Raw genomic sequence first — 18,983 nt, 5'->3', positions numbered from 1 at the left:
TCCGGCGCGGCTGCCGGGGTCACCGTTCCGGCAGCCACTCGCTCAGCGCGTCGACGAGCCGGTCGAGGGCCGGTTCATCGACGGAGCGATCCGTCATGACGGTCCGGCCGTCGAAGCGGAGCGTGTACTGGAACATGTCCGCCCCCTCCATGTCCCGCGTGAAGTCGGAGACTTCGTCCAGCGCCGGATCGCCGAGCAGCGTCCGCAGCTCGGTGAACTCCGCAGCGCCGGTGCGACGGACCGCGCGTTCCCCCTTGTCGTCGGTGTGCACGGTGCCGTCCCCCCGCAGGGTCACCTCCTTGTGCACGCCCGCGTAGCCGCCGGTGACCACCATGGTCACCAGCACCTGATCCGGTCCGGTGACGGGGACCGGAGCAGGGCTCCGGGACACCGAAGGCGAGGGCGGGGGAGAGGTCTGCGCCTGCGACGGCGAGGTTGATGCCGACCGCGGCGGTGCGGACGAGGCGTCGCAGCCGACCAGTCCCAGTACACCCGCCACGACCAGGACGACTGCCACACGTCCACCGAACACAGCGCCCCCACCCGTCCGTCACGTCAACTGGAGTGTCCTTACCACGGAATGGGCGGCTCCGGGACCGGCCCGTGGTCAGTCAGGGGCACGGTGATTTTCAGCCCACCTGTTGACGTAACGCCCAGCAGGGCAGGTACAGGGCGTAGACCACGCGCGGCCAGGGAAAGGAGCTATACGGCAAACCGCGGGGAGTGTCCGTCAGCGCCCGGAGTGTCGGGCCCGCAGCGCTGAGGAGGGGCCAGGCATGGGCGGGCAGCCCTTGTTTCTCGAACCGCGGCTGGAGTCGCGGCTGCGCTCGTTGCTGAACGAACCGGGCCTGTTGCACGCGCTCACAGAGGGCCTCGGGTCACCGTTGAACGTCGTCGTGCCCGACCAACTCGCCGACAATCTCCAGCAGTTCCGCTCGGTGTACGGCAGCCACCATCTCTCCGGCCAGGTGTACTTCGCCCACAAGGCCAACCGGTCCAGCGCCCTGCTGCGCCGGCTTGCCGCCACGGACGCCGGTGTGGACGTCGCTTCCCTCGGGGAACTGCAGCACGCCCTCGGCGCCGGCTTCACCCCCGACCGGATCACGGCGACGGGGCCGAAGAACCCGGAACTCCTGTGGCTGGCGGCCCGTACGTCGGTCACCGTCAGCCTCGACACCCGAGGCGAGCTCGAGCAACTCGCCACCCTGGTACGCAAACACGCGCTGCCCAGGGCCCGTGTCCTGCTCCGGCTGTCGGGATTCGAGGCGTCCGGCGTAAGGGTGTTGAGCCGTCGGAGCCGATTCGGTACCGACGTGGGCGAGTTGGAGCCGCTGCTGGAGGCAGTCGAGCGGCACGGCGATGTCGTCGACCTGGTCGGCGTGGCCTACCACCTGGACACGACGAGCCTCACCGAGAAGGCCACGGCGCTGGAGGGCTGTCTGCGGGTGCTGGAGGAATGCCGGAGCCGCGGGCTCCGGCCCCGGGCCGTGGACCTCGGCGGCGGCTTCGGCACCAACTACCTCGCCGACGGCGGCCAATGGGACCGGTACACCACCGAACTCACCGAAGCCGTCCTGGGCACCCGCCCACCGCTGACGTACGGCGGCCACGGCTACGGCCTCCGCAACGAAGCGGGCACCCTGCGCGGCACGCTGGGTCTGTACCCCGCTCACCGGCCGGTCGCCGGCGCCCGCTACCTCGACGAACTGCTCGCGCACCCGGCCGCGTCGCTCGGCGGCCGCCCCCTGGCCGCTCAGCTCCTCGAGCACCTTTACGACCTGCACACCGAACCCGGCCGAGCACTGCTCGACCAGTGCGGACTGACCCTGACCAGGGTGCTGGAGGTGCGCGACCAGGAGACCGGCGGCCCCCTTGCCGTACGGGTGGCGGCGAAGGCCGACGACGTGGCCCTGGAGGAGCACGGGGTGCTCATGGACCCAGTCGTCCTGCCACGGGACGGGACGAGCGGCGCCGCCGGTGCCGGCACCCGTACCGAATCCGTCGCCGTTCACCTCTTCGGCAACCTGTGTCTGGAGTCCGATCTGATCACCCGCCGCACGGTCTTCCTGCCCCGCCGTCCCGAACCGGGCGACCTGCTGGCCTTCGCCAACACGGCCGGCTACTGCATGGACTTCCACGCCACCCGCGCCCAGCACCAGCCCGTCGCGCGCAAGGTCGCCGCCTGGCAGGAGGGCGACGCGTGGCGCTGGTGCCTGGACGACCAGTACTGGCCGACCACACCCGTGGGGGGAGCGCAGTGAGGTACGACAGCATCACCGAGGCCATCGGCAACACACCGCTGGTGCGCATCGACCCGGCCGTGCACGGCCTGAGGCACATCGACCTGTACGCCAAGCTGGAGTTGCTCAACCCCTTCGGATCGGTGAAGGACCGGGCCGCCTGGAACATGGCGCGTCCACACCTGGCCGCCGCGGCCGGGGAGGGCGGCCAGGTCGTCGAGCTGTCCAGCGGCAACACCGCCAAGGCCTTGGCCGTTCTCGCGGGCATGCACGGCCTGACCTTCAAGAGCGTCACCAACCGGATGCGCATCCCCGAGATCAAGGACCTGCTCCTGCTGCTGGGCGCGGAGATCGAGGAACTGCCCGGCCAGAGCGAGTGCCTGGACCCGACCGCGACCGACGACCCGCTCACCCTGTTCCACCGCACCCTCTCCGAGCCGGACAGCGCATATCTGCACACCGACCAGTACTTCAACCCGCGCAACACCGAGGCCCACTTCACCGGCACCGGCCCGGAGATCGTCAAGGACCTCGACGGCCGGGCCCCGGACTGGTTCATCGCCTGCGTGGGCACCGCCGGTTCCTCCACGGGCGTCGCCCGCGCCCTGCGCGAGCACGACCCCGCCGTACGGGTCGCCGGCCTGGTCGCGGCCAAGTCGGACTTCATCCCCGGCATCCGCACCATCGACGAGGCGCACGAGGTGGGCCTGTTCGACCCCGGCACCTACGACACGATCGAGGCGGTCGGCGCCGACGAGGCGATCGAGGGGATGCTGACCCTCAACCGCCGCTGCGGCATCCTCGCCGGACCCACCGGAGGCGCCGCCTACTTCGGAGCCATACGCCAACTGTGCGACATCGACGACGAGTTGGAAGAGCGGCACGACGAGGAAGCCGTGGAGCGGCAGTCGGCGGTCTTCATCGTCTGCGACCGAGTCGAGAGCTATCTGAGCTACGTCCGGCAGCGGCGCCCTGACCTCTTCGGCCGCCCGCGCCGCAGGAACTCCCCGGCCGACCTCACCGACGCCGAGGTGCGCACGGCACCGGCCATCGGCGTCGCCGACGCCCAGAAGTGGATCGCCACCGGTGAACCGCTCGTCGTCGACCTGCGCAGTCCCTACGCGTACGCCGCCCTGCACATCGACGGTTCGGTCAACATCGTCGACGAGCTCTTCGAGGAACTCCTCCACGGCGGACTGCCGTTCAGCCGCAGCCGCCCCGTCCTGCTGGCCTGTCCGGTCGGCGAGAAGTCCGCCCGCCATGCCGCCCTGCTGACCCGGATGGGGCATCCGGACGTGCGCAGCCTGACCGGCGGCATCATCGCCTGGCGTGACGCGGGCGCACCTCTCGTACGGGACTGACGCCCATGACCCTGCCCAGGACCGACACCCAAGAGGCCGCCCTCATCGAGGAGTTGGGGGCGTGGCAGCGTGCGCTGCGCTCCCGGTTCCCGATCATCACCGCGCACCCGGAACTGACCTACCTCGACAGCGCGGCCACCGCCCAGAAACCGCAGGACGTGCTCGACACCGTCCGCACCTACCTCACCACGACCAACGCCAACGCCGGACGCGGCACCTACCCCTGGGCCAACCGGACCACGGCCCTGGTCGAGCAGGCCCGCGACCGGGTGAAACGGTTCCTCGACGACCCCGTGCCGGAACGCTCGGCCGTGCATTTCACGAGCGGCACCACCGAGGGCCTGCGCGCGATCGCCCGTGACTGGCTGCCCCAATTCCTGACCGACGGCGACGAGATCGTGGTCCCCGTGGCCGACCACGAGGCCAACATCGCACCCTGGCTGGAGGTCCAGCGGGAACTGGCCCGGCAGGGCGTCCGTATCGGCGTGCGGCCGATGCCGTACCAAGGGGCGTCCGGCGACTACGACCACACCGCGCTCACCCGGCTGGCGGGCCCGCGGACCCGGTTCGTCGCCGCGAGCCACGTCCACCACGTGTACGGCGGCAACATGAACATCCATCGCATCCGGCAGGCGGTCGGCCCGGACGCGGTCATCTGCCTGGACGCGGCCCAGAGCGTCGGCCATCTGCCGGTGTCCGTGGCCGAGCTGGACGTCGACTTCATCGTCTTCTCCGGGCACAAGGCCATGGCCCTGCCCGGCACGGGGGCCGTCTGGGCCCGCCAGGCCCGCGGGCCGAAGTTCACGCCGGGAGGCTGGTCGGGCACTCCCAACACCGTCGGTATCGCGTCCCTCACCAGTGCCCTGGACTGGCTGGACGAAGCCGGCGCCGCACGGATCGAGCAGTGGACGGTCGCCCTGGCGGCCCGCCTCACCGAAGGTCTGCGCCACCTCGACGCCTACGAGATCCTCGGCTGCCGGAGCAGCCTGGCCGCCGACTCGTCCGTGCAGCGGCGCCAGGGCATCGTCACCTTCCGCCACCACGCCATCGACTCCGGAGATCTCGGCTTCATCCTCTTCAGCCACGGCTTCATGATCCGCTCCGACCAGCACTGCCAGGGCAGCGCGGGGGAGCGCACCGGCTCGGTGCGGGTGAGTCTGCACGTCTACAACACCGCCGAGGAGGTGGACCGGTTGTTGACCGTCCTTGCCACGCTCGGGTGACGTACCGCCATCAGAGGGAATGGGAACCGTTTCCACCTGTAGGGTCTGCGCAGACGGTGCGGACGGGTGCGGAACGGCGAGGTGCACGACGGGATGGGGCTGAGCCTGGCGACGGCGGAGCGGTGGGTGGAGCGCTGGGAGTGCCAGCAGCAGCGGTACGCCGTCGACCGCGAGGAGCGTTTCACGGTGATCGCCGATGTCGTGGAGCAGGCTGTGACCGGCCGCCCGGACCGGCCGCTGGTCGTCGACCTCGGCTGCGGTCCCGGGTCCCTGGCGGCCCGGCTGGCCCGGCGGCTGCCGTGCGCGGACATCGTGGGTGTGGACATGGACCCGCTGCTGCTGGAGCTGGCCCGCACCCATCACGCGGACGCTGCCCGCTACGTCGACGCGGTGATCGGCGAGGAGGGCTGGACCCACGCCCTGTGCCTCGACCGCCCGCTCGACGCGGCCGTTTCGACGACGGCACTGCACTACCTCAGCCCGGACGCCCTGCACCGCACCTACCGGCAGCTCGCCGCGCTGCTGCGGCCCGGCGGCGTCCTGGTCAACGGCGACCACTTCCCGCACGACGACACCGCGCTCGCCGGACTCGCGGGGTGCGTCGGGCGCCGCCACGCCGAGCGGGGGCACGCTCTCGCGCACGAGGACTGGGACGCCTGGTGGACGTCCGTCGCGGCCGATCCCGAGCTGGCCGACCTCCTCGCCGAACGCCGGCGCCGATACCGACGGCAACCGGCCGCCGGAACCGACAGCGCGGCGCACCTGTCCGTGACCGCGCACGAACGGCTGCTGCGGCAGGCGGGGTTCGGCCATGCCGGTGCCGTCTGGCAGTACGGCGACAGTCACGTCATCGTCGCGATCCGCTGACCCGGGCCGCCGTCGCGCCCTGCTTACCAAGCACAGCTAAAGGATTCATCGGGCATCTTGACAGCGTGCGTGCTGTTTCGCGACGTTTGAGCCTCGCCGCAAGGTTCGACTTGGGGGAAATGCGGCGCGGCGCCATTAGGCGCTTCTTTGGGGGATTCTGGGGGGAGCGGTCGCCATGCGGTCCACTAGCGCCATCACGATTCACAGACCCGAGGAACTGAACGAGTCGCTGCGCCGGGCGTGGCACCGGGCGATGGACGAGTCGCCCGACTACGCCAACCCGTTCCTGGCGCCGGAGTTCGCGATCGGGGTCGGCAGGTCCCGCGGGGGAGCGCGGGTGGCGGTCCTGCACGAGGACGGGGAAGCCGTCGGCTTCCTGCCCTACGAGCGCAACGCGTACGGCGTCGGCAAGGCCATCGGCCTGGGTCTCTCCGACTGCCAGGCCTTGGTCCACCGGCCGGGCGTCACCTGGGACACCCGGGAACTGCTGCGGGCCTGCAATCTGTCCGTCTTCGAGTTCGACCACCTCGTCGAGGAGCAGCAGCCCTTCGGCCCCTACGTCACGGGGACGTTCGCCTCACCCGTGCTCGACCTCAAGCCCGGCGAGGGCAGTTACGCCGACTGGTTGCGTCGCGCGTACCCGGGGCTCGCCAAGACGACCCTGAAGAAGGAGCGGCGCCTGGGCCGGAACGTGGGCGAGGTGCGTTTCGTGTACGACGAGCGCGACCCGCGCGTGCTGCGCACCCTCATGCGGTGGAAGTCCGCCCAGTACCGCAGAACGGGGCGGATGGACCGCTTCTCCAAGCCGTGGATCGTCGACCTGGTGGACCACCTCTTCCAGGTCCGTGAGGAGCACTTCACCGGCATCCTGTCCGTGGTGTACGCCGGTGACCGGCCGGTCGCCGCGCACTTCGGGCCGAGGTCGCGCACGGTGTTCGCGGCCTGGTTCACCGCCTACGACCCGGAGTTCGGCTATTACTCGCCCGGACTGATGATGCATCTGCGGATGGCCGACGCCGCGGGCCGGGACGGTGTGACGGTCATGGACATGGGGCGCGGCGAGAAGGAGTACAAGGACTGGCTCAAGTCGCGTGAGCTGCGGGTGGCCGAAGGGTTCGCGGTGCGCCCGCACCCGGTGGCGGCGGCACACAGGATGTGGCGCAGACCGGTGCGCGGCCTCAGAAACACGGTCCTGGCCCACCCCGGGCTGCGGGAGCCCGCCGACCGGCTGCTGAAGACCGTCGGCTCGCTGCGCACCTCGGTCCTGACCCACTCGCCGGGGGCGGGAGCCCGCGCCCGCTGAGCGGGGCCTCGTTTTCGTCCCTTCGCCGCCTCGGCGTCGCAGCCCTGGCCCGCGCTGCCTCGGAACCCCAGCTCGGGGCCCTCACGATGCCCGCGAGCGCACACCGCCTGACTCGGGCGGCCCTTCGTCGGACCCTTCCACGGAAGAGGTGACCATGCCGTACGGATCGCGGCTCGCCGCGATGATGACACGGCGCATCGGACGCGAATGCGTCTACACGCCCTCGGCCCGACTGGCCCTGTACCTGGCGCTGCGGCGCTGGTGCCGGCCCGGTGGGCGGGTGCTGATGTCCCCGGTGAACGACGACGTGATCCTCTTCGTCGTCCTCGCCGCCGGACTGCGCCCCGTACAAGCCCCCGTGTCCCAGTGGGACGGCAACATCGACCCGGCCGCCGTACCGGAGACCACGTGGCGCAACGTGGACGCCGTCCTGACCACCAACCTGTACGGCATGCCGGACCGGGTCGTCGAACTGCGCCGTCGCTGCGACGAGTTGGGGATCCCCCTGATCGAGGACGCGGCGCACGCGATCGGCACGCATGTGGACGGGCAGCCGATCGGCACCTTCGGGCAGGCGGCGGCGTTCAGCCTTTCCAAGCATGTGGCGGGGATGGCCGGCGGTTTCCTCGCCGTCGACGACGTACGCACCCGACGGGAACTGGAACTGCTGCGCGACGACCTGCTGACCCCGCGCCGCCTCCGCCACGACCTGACCACCACACTGCGTCCACTGGCACGGTCAGCCGTACGCTCGCTGCACCTGGTGCGCCCGGTCTGGCGCACGATGCAGCGTCTGGGGCTGCTCGAACGCGACGACTTCCGCATGGCCCTGCACGCGCCGCGCCTCGCCGGCAGCGCCCGCCACGCGCCGAGCCTGGCCGCCTACGAGCCCTGGGTCCGGGTCGACCTGCACGGCTTCCGCTCCCGCCACGGGGCCCTGGTCCGGGGGCAGTTGGAGCTGCGGATGGCCCTGCTCGACGGCGACCTCGCCCGGCGCCGGGCCGGTGTCTCACTGCTCGCGGGCACCACCTGGGCCACCCCGGCCCTGCGCGACCGTGCGGCACACGACGGCTCTCCGGGACTGTTCCGGGTGCCGCTTCTGGTCCACGACCGCAACGCCCTCGTGGCACGTCTGGTCGACCACGGCGTGGTCGCGGGATACGTCTACGACCCGCCGCTCGACGACTACGCGGGCGCCGAGTTCGTCGAACCGTCCCCCGACCCCTCGGCCGCCCGCTGGTTCGCCGCGCACACCCTGCCGGCCGACCCCCTCCTGGCCCGCAGGATCACCGACGCCCTGACCACGGAGCTGGCGACTCCGGCCCACCCTCCGATCCCGACCCGGACACCTGAAGCCGACACCACCACGACGACTCCCCCCACACCTCTGGGCCAGTGAAGAGGCCGGTACCGGGCCGGGGGAAACGGGCGGCTCGTCCGGCACCGCGCCGCCCGGACCCACCTTGCCTACCCTGGAGGTGTGGCTCGGTCCAACGACGAGGTCGCCGCGCTGTTCCAGGAGTACGCGGATCTGATCTCCATCACCGGAGGAGACGCGTTCAGGGCACGTGTCTACGAGAAGGCCGCCCGGGCGATCGGCGGCCACCACGCCGACGTGTCCACGCTCGACGTCAAGGCCCTCAAGGAGATCCCGAACGTCGGCAAGTCGATCGCCGAGAAGGTCGTCGAGTACTTCTCCATCGGCAGCGTCTCCGCTGTCGAGGAAATGCGGGCGAAGATCCCCGCCGGCGTCCGGCAGCTGACCGCCATCCCCACCCTCGGCCCGAAGAAAGCACTGGTCATCTACCAGGAACTGGGCATCTCCACGACCGAGGAGCTCGCCGACGCCATCCACGAGGAGCGGCTGCGCGATTTGAAGGGCTTCGGGCCGAAGACCGAGGAGAACATCCTGCACGGCATCTCCCTGCTGCAGTCCGCCGGCGACCGCGTCCTGATCGACGCCGCCATGAGCCTCGCCGAGGACATCGTCGCGGAGATGTCCCAGGCGACCGGCTGCAAGCGCTGCTCCTACGCCGGCTCGCTGCGCCGCGTCCGCGAGACGATCGGCGACATCGACATCCTCGTCGCGGCGGGGAAGGCGGAGCCGATCATGCGGGCCTTCACCGAGCTGCGTTACGTCTCGGAGGTCATCGCGCACGGCACGAAGAAGACATCGATCCGTACCATCAAGGGCCTCCAGGTCGACCTGCGCGTCGTACCGCCGGACTCCTGGGGCGCGGCGATGCAGTACTTCACCGGCTCGAAGGCGCACAACATCCGCACCCGGGAGATGGCCGTCCACAAGAAGCTCAAGCTCTCCGAGTACGGGCTCTTCGACACCGAGTCCGGCAAGAAGATCGTCTCCGAGACCGAGGAGGACGTGTACGCCCGGCTCGGCCTGCCCTGGATCCCGCCCACCCTGCGTGAGGACCGGGGCGAGATCGAGGCCGGACTGCGCGGCGAGCTGCCCGACCTGATCCAGGAGAAGGACATCCGGGGCGATCTGCACACCCACACCGACCTCACCGACGGGCTCGCGCCACTGGAGGAGATGGTCGCCGCGGCCGCCGAGCGCGGCTACGCCTACTACGCGGTCACCGACCACGGCCCGGACATGGCCATGCAGCGGATGACCGACGAACGGATCCTGGCCCAGCGTGAACGCGTCCGCGAACTCGACGGGGAGCACGGCAAGAGGGGCAAACGGGCCGGCATGCGGGTGCTGCACGGTGCCGAGCTGAACATCGGCCCGGTCGGCGACGTGGACTGGCCCGCGGAGTTCCTCGCCGGCTTCGACCTGTGCGTGGCCTCGGTGCACTCGCACTTCAACCAGGGACGCGAGGCACTGACCCGGCGGATCGTCCGGGCCTGCGAGAACCCGCACGTCCACATCATCGGCCACCCCACCACCCGACTGATCGGCAAGCGCCCCGGCATCGACGTGGACCTCGACGCCGTGTTCGCCGCGTGCGCGCGCACCGGCACGGCCCTGGAGATCAACTCCCATCCCGACCGGCTCGACCTGCGCGACGAGGACATCCTGCGGGCCAGGCGGCACGGCGTGAAGTTCGCCGTCGACAGCGACGCCCACGCCGTCACCCATCTGGCCAACCTGCGCTACGGCGTGGGCACGGCCCAGCGCGGCTGGCTCACCAGGGACGACGTGATCAACACCTGGCCGCTGACCCGGCTGCGGCGCTTCCTGAACAAGGGGTGACCCCGCCCCAGGGGCCTACAGGAAGGGTGTGCCCGGGTCCACTCCGGACAGGACCCTGCCGTAGATCTCCAGATTGGTCGCGGGATTCACGAACGAGTGAAGACTCAGTGCGTGCAGATCGCGCACCGCCCGCTGGATCGGCACGTCCCGGTGCAGCGACGACGCCCCCGCCGCGGAGCCGAGCAGATCGACGGCCTCCTTGCACAGCCGCGCCACATAGCCGCTCTGCGCCCGGATCCTGGCCCGCTCCTCGGGCGTGTACGGCTCGCCCGACTCGGCCCGCGACTCGATCAGGGCGACGAACTCGGCGGTCAGCAGCTCTGCGCAGGAGATCTTCATGGCCGCCTCGGCCGCCTGGAGATGGGTGACCGTGGCCTCGTTCTGGCGCTGGTGCAGGGTGTACGTGATGCCCCGCCGCCGGCTGCGCTCGGTGAACTCCGCCAGGGCGGACCGGGCCAGGCCGAGCGCGTTGGGCGCCGTCCACACGCAGAACAGCAGCAGCACGGGCATCCGGTAGAACGGGTCGTCGGCGTTGCTCTTCGACCCGATCCTGCCCGCCAGCAGCGGCCCGACCGGCAGGACCCGATGGGCCGGAACGAACACGTCCCGCGCCACGACGCTGTCACTGCCGGTCCCGGCCAGCCCGGACACGTACCAGTCGTCGAGAATCTCCAGTGCGGCCATCGGTACGGCCGTCCACAGCAGCTCCGGCGGCCCCTCACCCGACTCGGACTCGACCCGGACCGTCAGCAGGTGCCAGTCGGCGTCGTGGCAGCCGGTGGCGAAGCCCGAGGTGCCGTTGACCAGGTACCCGCCGTCCGAGCGGACCGCCGTCGCGTCCGGGATCAGGGTGCCGCCGACCCTCGCGTCCGGGTCGGTGAAGATCTCGTCCTGCGCCTCGTCGGGGAAGAGCGCCGCGATGTAGGAGCAGCCGGCCTGGATCACCGTCTTGAACGCCGTCGAGCCGCACGCCGAGGCGATCTCGGCCACCGCGTCGACCTGGGTGTGCAGCCGGCTCTGGTAGCCGCCGTATCGCCGGGGGACGTTCATCCGGTGGATGCCGGCGTCCGAAAGCGCCGTCGCGACCTCGGGGGTGACTCGCCGCTCCTGCTCGGCGCGCAGCGCGTGTTCGCGGACCAGTGGGCGTAGTGCCCGGACGCGGTTGACCAAATCGGTATCGGTGCCGGCTGCTGTCATCGGTGACCTCCCGAGCACGACGAGTCATCACCGTGACGCGGATGTCCGGCACTGTCAACGGGCCGTCTGGAGAGGGGAGTTGAAGCGCGCCAAAGCCCCTGCAGTCCGGTGATCTCCGTTCGTTTCAGCGGTGGTCGAAAAGGGGAGCGTGCGGGAGGTGGGCGAGCCGAACGGGTCGGGCTTTGCTCATCTCGCCGCAGAGGGGTTGTCCTTACATTCCGTCCCTGCCTAGGGTCGCCCTCGAAGTGCAAGCGCTTTCTGAGCGGGCTGTCCGCCGTCCGAGGAGAACTGCATGTCCCCAAGCCCCGCCCGCCGCCGCGTCGCGGTGATCGGCACCGGCGCCATCGTCAGCGGCAGTCATCTCCCCGCGCTGAGATCCCACCCCGACCGGGTGGAGCTGGTCGCCGCCGTCGACGTGGACCAGGCCCGGCTGAACGCCTTCCGGGAGCTCGCGGGCGAGGACGTCGCCGGGTACACCTCGACCGGCGAGATGCTGGACGCCGTACGCCCCGACCTGGTCCTGATCGGCACACCGCCGTCCCTGCACCGGGAGCAGACGGTCGCCGCACTCAAGGCGGGCGCCTGGGTGCTGTGCGAGAAGCCGCTGTGTCTGTCGCTCGCCGAGTACGACGACATCGCGGCGGCCGAGGAGGCGTCGGGCGCGTATGCGTCGGTGGTCTTCCAGCACCGCTACGGCTCCGGCGCCGTGCACGCCCGTGAGCTGATCACGAGCGGTGAGCTGGGCACCCCGCTGGTCGCGCACTGCCAGACGACCTGGCACCGCGACGCCGCCTACTACGCGGTGCCGTGGCGCGGACGGTGGGCCACCGAGGGCGGCGGACCGACTATGGGGCACGGCATCCACCAGTTCGACCTGCTGCTGCACCTGCTCGGCCCGTGGGCGGAGATACGCGCCATGGCCGCACGCCTGGTGCACGACACCGAGAGCGAGGACGTCTCGACGGCCCTTGTGCGCTTCGAGAGCGGCGCTCTCGCCACCGTCGTCAACAGCGTGCTGTCCCCGCAGGAGGTGAGCCGTATCCGCGTCGACTGCGCCGACGGCACGGTCGAGCTCACCCACCTGTACGGCCACCGCAACGAGGACTGGGTCTACACCCCGGCCCCGCACGTCCCCGCCGAGCGCGCCACCGCCTGGCGCACCCCCGCGGCGGATCTCCCCAGCTCCCACACGGCGCAGCTCGGCGCCCTCCTCGACGCCTACGACAACGGTGTCCGGCCGCCCGGCAGCGGCCCCGACGCCCGGGCCACCCTCGACTTCGCGGCCGCCCTCTACAAGGCTGCGTTCACGGGACGCCCGGTGCACGCGGGCGAGATCCGGCCCGGCGACCCCTTCTACCCGGCCATGCACGGCGATCACCCCCACTGGGCCCCGAAGGAGCGCGCATGAGCATCCGCGTCACCCACGCGCACGGCGACCACATCGCCGTCACGGCCGCGAACGGCACCGAGATCCTGCGGTACGTCTACCGGCCCGACCCGGAGGCGTTCGAGTCCCGCAAGCCGTACGCCCACCCCGTGCGCACCCTGGCCGGGCACACCGTGACCGGCTACCGGCCCAACGACCACCGCTGGCACAAGGGCCTGCAGATGACGGCGAGCCATCTGTCGGGGCAGAACTTCTGGGGCGGCAACTGCTACGTCCATGGCGAGGGTTACCTGCCGCTGCCCGAGCGGATCGGCTCCATGCGGCACGACGGCTTCACCGCGTTCACGGTCGAGGACGACCGGCTCGCCTTCAGCGAGGAGCTCACCTGGGTCGAGAACGGCGGCGAGGAGTGGGCGCGCGAGGTGCGCGGGCTGACCGTCCACTCGGTGGACGAGGAGTCCGGGGCCTGGACCCTGGACTGGTCGATCCGGCTCACCAACGTCCGTGCCGAGCCCCTGTCCTTCGGCTCGCCCACCACCGCAGGCCGTGAGATGGCCGGCTACACCGGACTCCAGTGGCGCGGACCCCGGGACTTCACCGGAGGCACCGCCTTCGGCCCCGACCTCGACGGGGGAGCGGGCGCGGACGCGGGCAAGCTGATGGGCACACAGGGCCCGTGGCTCGCCTTCACCACCGAGCACGACGACATCGACGGACAGTCCACGCTCGTCTTCGCGCACGCTCCCGAGAACCTCGACGAGCGGGCCGCGATCCACGAGTCCCACTGGTTCGTGCGCTCCGAGCCGATCCCGACGGTGGCGTTCTCCTGGGCGTTCTTCGAGGAGTTCGAGCTGCCGCCGGGCCAGTCCTTCGCCTACCGCTACCGGGTGGTCGTCGCCGACGGGGCCTGGGACCGGGAGCGGGTGGGCGCTCACCTGGAGGGGTTGCCGTGGTGAAGCCGAACCTTCCGCATCCGCTGCCCGCCGCCGTCGGCCTGTCCCACCTCAGCGCCTATGACTGGGAGGCCGCCGACGGTGAGTGCGGCGGCAGCCCGCACCTGCACCTGGTGTGCACGGAGGCGTACGTCGTCACCGGCGGCCGAGGGGCCGTTCAGACGCTGAGCCCGGACGGCTACCGGGACATCCCCCTGGAGGCGGGCTCGGTCGCCTGGTTCACGCCGGGGACCGTGCACCGTATGGTCCAGGGCGGTGACCTGCGCATCACGGTGCTGATGCAGAACAGCGGGCTGCCCGAGGCCGGGGACGCGGTGTTCACCTTCCCGGCCGAGGTGCTCGCCGACCCCGAGAAGTACGCCGCCGCGGCGTCGCTTCCGCCCGGTACCGGACCGGAGGCGGCGGCTGCCGCGCGTCGCCGCCGGGACCTCGCCGTCGAGGGGTATCTCGCGCTGCGCCAGGCGCTCGTCGCCGGGGACAACGGCCCGTACGCAGAGTTCCAGCGCGCCGCCGCCCGGCTCGTGCGCGCCAAGGTGCCGAACTGGCGGGAGCTGTGGCGGGCCGGCGCGCTGGCCACGGCCGAGCGCACGGGCGAGCAGCTCGCAGCGCTGGAGGCGGGCGAGCCGGCGTATCTCGCCGACGCGACCGCGTACGAGGCCGGGCCCACCAGACGCGGTGGGTTCGGCATGTGCGGGCGCCGCGACGAGTACAACCTGCCCGGGACGACGCTGCCTTACGGCGGCGAGTAACAGGCCGACGAGTCTCAGTCGGTGAGTCTCAGGCCGACGAGGGAGCAGGCCAGGGGGCCGAGGGGGGCCAACAGAAAGCCCGAGGAAAGGAGAGGTGACCTCGGCATGCCCGGACACAGGACAAAGGGGTTCTGCGCGGCGGCCGCCGCACTCGTGCTCTGCGCGATGGCGGCCGGCTGCGGGGAATCCGGAGAATCGGTCGGCGGCGGCAAGGTCGTGCTGCGCTACACGTGGTGGGGCAACCCCGACCGTGCGGAGCGCACCGAGCAGGCCGTCGCCCTGTTCGAGAAACGGCACCCGAACATCCAGGTGCAGACGTCGTTCTCGGCCTACGACGCCTACAAGCAGAAGCTCGCCACCCAGGCGGCGGGTGGCGACGCCCCCGATGTGATGCAGCTCGACTACCGGCAGATCGACCAGTACGCCTCCGGTGACGTCCTGCTCGACCTCGCGCAGCAGAAGGCCGTACTGCGCACCGGCGAGATCGACGCGGGCCTGCTCGCGACCGGCCGGCTGGACGGGACGCAGTACGCGATTCCGCAGGGCCGCGGCACCGAGACCGTCGCCTACGACGTCAAGGCGTGGAAGGAGTCCGGCGTTCCGCTCCCGGGCGGGAGCTGGTCCTGGAGCGAATGGGCCGACGCCATGCGGGCCCTGACGGAGAAGGCCGGCAAGCCCGGCGCCACCGACCCCGGGCAGAGCGAGGACTGCTTCGAGGTCTGGCTGCGCGGCCAGGGCAAGTCCCTCTACACCAAGGACGGCGGGCTCGGCTTCACGGCCGGCGACCTGACCCGCTGGTGGACCTTCACCGACGAGCTCCGCCGCGAGGGCGTCGTCTCGCCCGCCGAGCAGACCACCCAGCTCGACGGCTCGGTGGAGAACACCCCGCTGGGGCGCGGTGAGGCCATGTCCGACTCCAACTGGGACGCACCGGCGAGCGGTTACCTCGCCCTCATACCGGGCGGCGTCGCGCTCGCGCCGATGCCGTCCGGTGAGGACGGTACCCCCGGCCAGTACTTCAAGCCGTCGATGTTCCTCGGGGTCGGCGCCAACACCGCTCACTCGAAGGAGGCGGCACAGCTCGTCGACTTCCTCGTCAACGACGACAAGGCGGCGCAGATCCTCGGTGCCACCCGCGGCATCCCCGTCAACGAGTCCATCCGCAAGGCGATCGAGCCGCAGCTCAAGGACTTCGACCGGACGATCGCCGACTACCAGGCGTCCCTGGAAGGCTCCCTCAAGGACCCGCCGCAGGCCCCGCCCTCGGGCGACAACGCCCTGCAGACCACCTTCCAGCGCGACTACGACCAGGTGTCGTACGAGCGCATGTCGCCGCGGGAGGCGGCCGAGAACTACGTCACCGAGGCGAAGGCGGAGCTGAGGTCATGACCACCACCGACATCTCCGCGCCCGCCGCCGGGAAGACGCGGGCCACCCCGGCCCCCGAGCGCCGGCCCAAGCGCGAACCCCAGGGCCCTGCCTGGGTGTTCCTCTCCCCATGGGTGCTCGGCGCGATCGCCCTGACCCTGCTGCCGATGGCCGTGTCGCTGTACCTGTCCTTCACCGACTACGACCTGTTCAACCCGCCGCGCTGGGTGGGCCTGCGCAACTACGTCCAGATGTTCACCGAGGACCCGCGCTACTGGCGCTCGGTGCTGACCACGCTGACGTACGTCGTCATCGCCGTGCCCCTGCAACTCGCCCTCGCGCTGGGCGTGGCACTCGCCCTGAAGTCCATGAAACGCGGCAAGGGCTTCTACCGTTCCGCGTTCTACGCCCCCTCGCTGCTCGGCGCATCGATGTCGATCGCCCTCGTCTGGCGCGCGATCTTCAGCGACGGCGGCACGGTGGACAACCTGCTCGGCACCGGCGGCTGGGTCAACAAGCCGGGCTGGGCGCTGCTCGCCGTGGCGCTGCTGACGGTGTGGCAGTTCGGGGCGCCCATGGTCATCTTCCTCGCGGGACTCCAGCAGATCCCGGGTGAGCTGTACGAGGCGGCGGCCGTGGACGGCGCCGGGAGGTGGCGGCAGTTCGTGTCCGTCACGGTGCCCATGCTGTCCCCGGTCCTGTTCTTCAACCTCGTCCTGCAGACCATCCAGGCCTTCCAGGTCTTCACGCCCGCCTTCGCGATCGGCGCCGGCAAGGGTGGCCCCGCCGACTCGACGCTCGTCTACACCCTGTACCTCTACGACCGCGGCTTCGTCGCCTCCCACATGGGCTACGCCTCCGCCATGGCCTGGGTGCTGCTGATCGCCATCGGCGCCGTCACCGCGGTGCTGTTCCGCACCTCGCGCTCCTGGGTCTTCTACGCCTCCGAGGGGGACCGATGACCACCACCACGACTCCGGTCGTCCGCAAGCCCGTTGCCCGGGGGCGGATCGCCCTGCACGTCGGCTGCCTGGCCGCGCTGCTGGTCATGCTGTACCCGCTGGCGTGGCTGCTGGCCACCTCGCTCAAGCCCGCCGACGAGGTCATCGCCAGCCTCGACCTGCTGCCCAGCCACCTGGAGTGGTCCAACTACGAGACCGCGCTGGACGGCGTGAACGACGTCTCCATCTGGCGGCTGCTGACCAACTCGCTGCTGATCGCGGGTGGCGCGGTCCTCGGCAACGTGATCAGCTGCTCGCTCGCCGCGTACGCCTTCGCGCGGCTGCGATTCCGCTTCCGCGGGCCGCTGTTCGCGTTCATGATCGCGACGATCATGCTGCCGCATCACGCGGTGCTGATCCCGCAGTACATCATCTTCAACCAGCTCGGTCTGGTGAACACCTACTGGCCGTTGATCCTGCCGAAGTTCCTCGCCACCGAGGCGTTCTTCGTGTTCCTCATCGTGCAGTTCATGCGCGGACTGCCGCGCGAGCTGGAGGAGGCGGCCCGTATCGACGGCTGCGGCCCGTTCCGCAGCTTCTTCAGGATCGTGCTGCCGCTCACCCGTCCCGCGTTGATCACCACCGCGATCTTCACCTTCATCTGGACGTGGAACGACTTCTTCACCCAGCTCATCTATCTCTTCGACCCCGAGAAGTTCACGCTCACGCTCGCCCTGAGGTCGTTCGTGGACGCCTCCAGCACCTCGGCGTTCGGCCCGATGTTCGCGCTGTCCGTGATCGCGCTGCTGCCGATCGTGCTGTTCTTCCTCGCCTTCCAGCGCCTGCTGGTGGAGGGCATGGCCAGCTCCGGACTCAAGGGGTGAGCGGCATGAGTGGACCGAGCGGGACGCGCTCGCGTGAGGCGGGCGAGGTGTTCGGCCCGCGCATGACCCTGTTCGCCGACGTGCTGAGCATCGGCCTCGCCACGGCCGTGGCCGGTCTGCCGCTGCTGACCGCGCCCGCGGCGCTGTCGACGGCCTGCGCGGTGCTGCGCGGCGCCCGGGAGGAACGGCCCGCCACCGCCGGACGGTACTTCGCGCTGCTACGGCGACGGCTGCGGGCCGGCGACCTGGCGGCGGGCGCCCTCGCGCTGGCGGGAGTGCTGCTGCTCGCCTGCGACCTGGCACTGGCCGGGGCGGGGCTGCCGGGTGCGCCGCTGTTCGCCGTGCCGGCCGCCGCGATCGGTGCGTGCGCCGTCGTGGTCGGCCTCAGGGCCTGCGCCCGCCGCGAGTCGCTCTCCGACTGGCACGCGGCCGTACGCGGGGCCGCCCGGGACTCCGTTCAGGACGTGGGCGGCAGTGGCCTGGTGCTGCTCGCGGTGGTGACCGCGATCCTGTGCGCCTGGATGCTGGTGCCGCTGGCGTTCCTCGCCCCGGGGCCGCTGGCGCTGGCGGTCACGGCCGTGGACCTGCGCAGGGAGGGTAGGCGCAGGCGGGCGGGGGCACGTAGTACGGAGCACGAATTCATCCCCTGATCTCCTCGCATGTCCCAGAGTTAACGGCGCATTAGGTCGCATGCGGTGTAAAAGGACTGTTGGGGTGTCAATCATCTTGTCATGAACCTGCGACCCGACGGGCGGGTCGCAGCCTCATGGAGGTGTGGAATGCACCGCACACTCACCACCGGTCTTGCCGCATCAGCCCTCTCACTCATGGCCGTCGTCGCCACCGCCACGGCCGCCGAAGCCGCCCCCGCCGACAAGCCCCAGGTCCTGGCCAACTGGACCCAGACCAGCGCGTCGAGCTACAACTCCTGGGTCGCCGCCCGCTCCAACCAGTCCGCCTGGTCCGCCTACGGGTTCGACTGGTCCACGGACTACTGCTCCTCCTCGCCGGACAACCCGTTCGGCTTCCCCTTCTCCACGTCCTGCGCCCGGCACGACTTCGGCTACCGCAACTACAAGGCGCTGGGCACGTTCAGTGCCAACAAGTCGCGCGTCGACAGTGCCTTCTACGAGGACCTCAAGCGCGTGTGCGCCGGCTACAGCGGTGCTTCCAAGGCCGCCTGCAACAGCACGGCCTGGACCTACTACCAGGCTGTGAAGGCCTTCGGCTGAGCAGCCGCTGAGCGACCGTACGGAAAAGGGGGCGCCGCTTGAGCGGCGCCCCCTTTGCGTG

At 70.8% G+C, this 18,983-nt stretch carries 17 protein-coding genes; 15 read left to right on the top strand and 2 right to left on the bottom strand.

The window, feature by feature from the left end; translation table 11 throughout:
- Positions 1-19: 19 nt before the first annotated feature.
- Positions 20-517, bottom strand: a complete 498-nt coding sequence (locus tag ACWGDB_RS23365; protein ID WP_453824168.1) for a hypothetical protein — start codon at positions 515-517, stop codon at positions 20-22.
- 259 nt (positions 518-776) lie between these two features.
- Here ACWGDB_RS23365 and ACWGDB_RS23360 point away from each other — a divergent pair, with 259 nt between their 5' ends.
- The 7 genes from ACWGDB_RS23360 to polX all read left to right on the top strand — a co-directional run bounded on the left by ACWGDB_RS23360 (position 777) and on the right by polX (position 10,211).
- Entirely contained in the window at positions 777-2,261 is a 1,485-nt protein-coding gene (locus ACWGDB_RS23360; protein ID WP_453824167.1) for a Y4yA family PLP-dependent enzyme, read from the top strand.
- Entirely contained in the window at positions 2,258-3,601 is a 1,344-nt protein-coding gene (locus ACWGDB_RS23355; RefSeq protein WP_453824166.1) for a pyridoxal-phosphate dependent enzyme, read from the top strand. The genes ACWGDB_RS23360 and ACWGDB_RS23355 overlap by 4 nt, the downstream gene beginning before the upstream one ends.
- Before the next feature lie 5 nt (positions 3,602-3,606).
- Positions 3,607-4,824 (top strand): aminotransferase class V-fold PLP-dependent enzyme, encoded by a 1,218-nt coding sequence (locus ACWGDB_RS23350; protein ID WP_453824165.1) that lies wholly within the window; start codon positions 3,607-3,609, stop codon positions 4,822-4,824.
- A gap of 93 nt (positions 4,825-4,917) precedes the next feature.
- The gene (locus ACWGDB_RS23345) at positions 4,918-5,691 is read left to right on the top strand and encodes a class I SAM-dependent methyltransferase (RefSeq protein WP_453824208.1); all 774 of its coding nucleotides are present in this window, start codon (positions 4,918-4,920) and stop codon (positions 5,689-5,691) included.
- Positions 5,692-5,866: 175 nt separating this feature from the next.
- The gene (locus ACWGDB_RS23340; protein WP_453824164.1) at positions 5,867-6,994 is read left to right on the top strand and encodes a GNAT family N-acetyltransferase; all 1,128 of its coding nucleotides are present in this window, start codon (positions 5,867-5,869) and stop codon (positions 6,992-6,994) included.
- 154 nt (positions 6,995-7,148) lie between these two features.
- Positions 7,149-8,393, top strand: coding sequence for a DegT/DnrJ/EryC1/StrS family aminotransferase (locus ACWGDB_RS23335; protein WP_453824163.1), 1,245 nt, complete (start codon positions 7,149-7,151; stop codon positions 8,391-8,393).
- Between the two features lie 81 nt (positions 8,394-8,474).
- The gene (polX, locus tag ACWGDB_RS23330) at positions 8,475-10,211 is read left to right on the top strand and encodes a DNA polymerase/3'-5' exonuclease PolX (RefSeq protein WP_453824162.1); all 1,737 of its coding nucleotides are present in this window, start codon (positions 8,475-8,477) and stop codon (positions 10,209-10,211) included.
- A 15-nt stretch (positions 10,212-10,226) separates the two neighbouring features.
- Here the strand turns inward: polX and ACWGDB_RS23325 are convergent, their stop codons facing one another.
- Positions 10,227-11,408, bottom strand: coding sequence for a flavin-dependent monooxygenase (locus ACWGDB_RS23325; protein ID WP_453824161.1), 1,182 nt, complete (start codon positions 11,406-11,408; stop codon positions 10,227-10,229).
- Positions 11,409-11,700: 292 nt separating this feature from the next.
- Here ACWGDB_RS23325 and ACWGDB_RS23320 point away from each other — a divergent pair, with 292 nt between their 5' ends.
- The 8 genes from ACWGDB_RS23320 to ACWGDB_RS23285 all read left to right on the top strand — a co-directional run bounded on the left by ACWGDB_RS23320 (position 11,701) and on the right by ACWGDB_RS23285 (position 18,922).
- Positions 11,701-12,816 (top strand): Gfo/Idh/MocA family protein, encoded by a 1,116-nt coding sequence (locus ACWGDB_RS23320; RefSeq protein ID WP_453824160.1) that lies wholly within the window; start codon positions 11,701-11,703, stop codon positions 12,814-12,816.
- Positions 12,813-13,751: a DUF6807 domain-containing protein gene (locus ACWGDB_RS23315; RefSeq protein ID WP_453824159.1), complete on the top strand. Its 939-nt coding sequence runs from the start codon at positions 12,813-12,815 to the stop codon at positions 13,749-13,751. Before ACWGDB_RS23320 ends, ACWGDB_RS23315 begins: the two co-directional genes overlap by 4 nt.
- A complete protein-coding gene (locus tag ACWGDB_RS23310) occupies positions 13,745-14,497 on the top strand; it encodes a cupin (protein ID WP_453824158.1) in 753 nt (250 codons plus the stop codon). Before ACWGDB_RS23315 ends, ACWGDB_RS23310 begins: the two co-directional genes overlap by 7 nt.
- Before the next feature lie 105 nt (positions 14,498-14,602).
- On the top strand, positions 14,603-15,886 hold the full coding sequence (locus tag ACWGDB_RS23305) for an ABC transporter substrate-binding protein (RefSeq protein WP_453824157.1): 1,284 nt from the start codon (positions 14,603-14,605) through the stop codon (positions 15,884-15,886).
- A complete protein-coding gene (locus ACWGDB_RS23300) occupies positions 15,883-16,827 on the top strand; it encodes a carbohydrate ABC transporter permease (protein WP_453824156.1) in 945 nt (314 codons plus the stop codon). The genes ACWGDB_RS23305 and ACWGDB_RS23300 overlap by 4 nt, the downstream gene beginning before the upstream one ends.
- Entirely contained in the window at positions 16,824-17,690 is an 867-nt protein-coding gene (locus tag ACWGDB_RS23295; protein ID WP_453824155.1) for a carbohydrate ABC transporter permease, read from the top strand. Before ACWGDB_RS23300 ends, ACWGDB_RS23295 begins: the two co-directional genes overlap by 4 nt.
- Before the next feature lie 5 nt (positions 17,691-17,695).
- Positions 17,696-18,340 carry a hypothetical protein gene (locus ACWGDB_RS23290; RefSeq protein WP_453824154.1) on the top strand — a complete coding sequence of 215 codons (645 nt, stop codon included), beginning with the start codon at positions 17,696-17,698 and terminating at the stop codon, positions 18,338-18,340.
- A gap of 129 nt (positions 18,341-18,469) precedes the next feature.
- Complete coding sequence (locus ACWGDB_RS23285) at positions 18,470-18,922, top strand: phospholipase (protein WP_453824153.1); 453 nt, start codon at positions 18,470-18,472, stop codon at positions 18,920-18,922.
- Positions 18,923-18,983 lie beyond the last annotated feature (61 nt).

The sequence above is a fragment of the Streptomyces sp. NPDC055013 genome, assembly GCF_053608645.1.
Note: the sequence above shows the minus strand (reverse complement) of the source record. Positions and strands in the feature narration are given on the sequence as shown.

Excerpts from the sequence above, each read along its gene's own strand:
- ACWGDB_RS23315 (WP_453824159.1), top strand. The coding sequence starts at position 12,813 with ATGAGCATCCGCGTCACCCACGCGCACGGCGACCACATCGCCGTCACG.
- ACWGDB_RS23325 (WP_453824161.1), bottom strand. The coding sequence starts at position 11,408 with ATGACAGCAGCCGGCACCGATACCGATTTGGTCAACCGCGTCCGGGCA.
- ACWGDB_RS23345 (WP_453824208.1), top strand. The coding sequence starts at position 4,918 with ATGGGGCTGAGCCTGGCGACGGCGGAGCGGTGGGTGGAGCGCTGGGAG.
- ACWGDB_RS23350 (WP_453824165.1), top strand. The coding sequence starts at position 3,607 with ATGACCCTGCCCAGGACCGACACCCAAGAGGCCGCCCTCATCGAGGAG.
- ACWGDB_RS23295 (WP_453824155.1), top strand. The coding sequence starts at position 16,824 with ATGACCACCACCACGACTCCGGTCGTCCGCAAGCCCGTTGCCCGGGGG.
- ACWGDB_RS23320 (WP_453824160.1), top strand. The coding sequence starts at position 11,701 with ATGTCCCCAAGCCCCGCCCGCCGCCGCGTCGCGGTGATCGGCACCGGC.
- ACWGDB_RS23340 (WP_453824164.1), top strand. The coding sequence starts at position 5,867 with ATGCGGTCCACTAGCGCCATCACGATTCACAGACCCGAGGAACTGAAC.
- ACWGDB_RS23300 (WP_453824156.1), top strand. The coding sequence starts at position 15,883 with ATGACCACCACCGACATCTCCGCGCCCGCCGCCGGGAAGACGCGGGCC.
- ACWGDB_RS23285 (WP_453824153.1), top strand. The coding sequence starts at position 18,470 with ATGCACCGCACACTCACCACCGGTCTTGCCGCATCAGCCCTCTCACTC.
- ACWGDB_RS23290 (WP_453824154.1), top strand. The coding sequence starts at position 17,696 with ATGAGTGGACCGAGCGGGACGCGCTCGCGTGAGGCGGGCGAGGTGTTC.
- ACWGDB_RS23335 (WP_453824163.1), top strand. The coding sequence starts at position 7,149 with ATGCCGTACGGATCGCGGCTCGCCGCGATGATGACACGGCGCATCGGA.
- ACWGDB_RS23360 (WP_453824167.1), top strand. The coding sequence starts at position 777 with ATGGGCGGGCAGCCCTTGTTTCTCGAACCGCGGCTGGAGTCGCGGCTG.
- ACWGDB_RS23305 (WP_453824157.1), top strand. The coding sequence starts at position 14,603 with ATGCCCGGACACAGGACAAAGGGGTTCTGCGCGGCGGCCGCCGCACTC.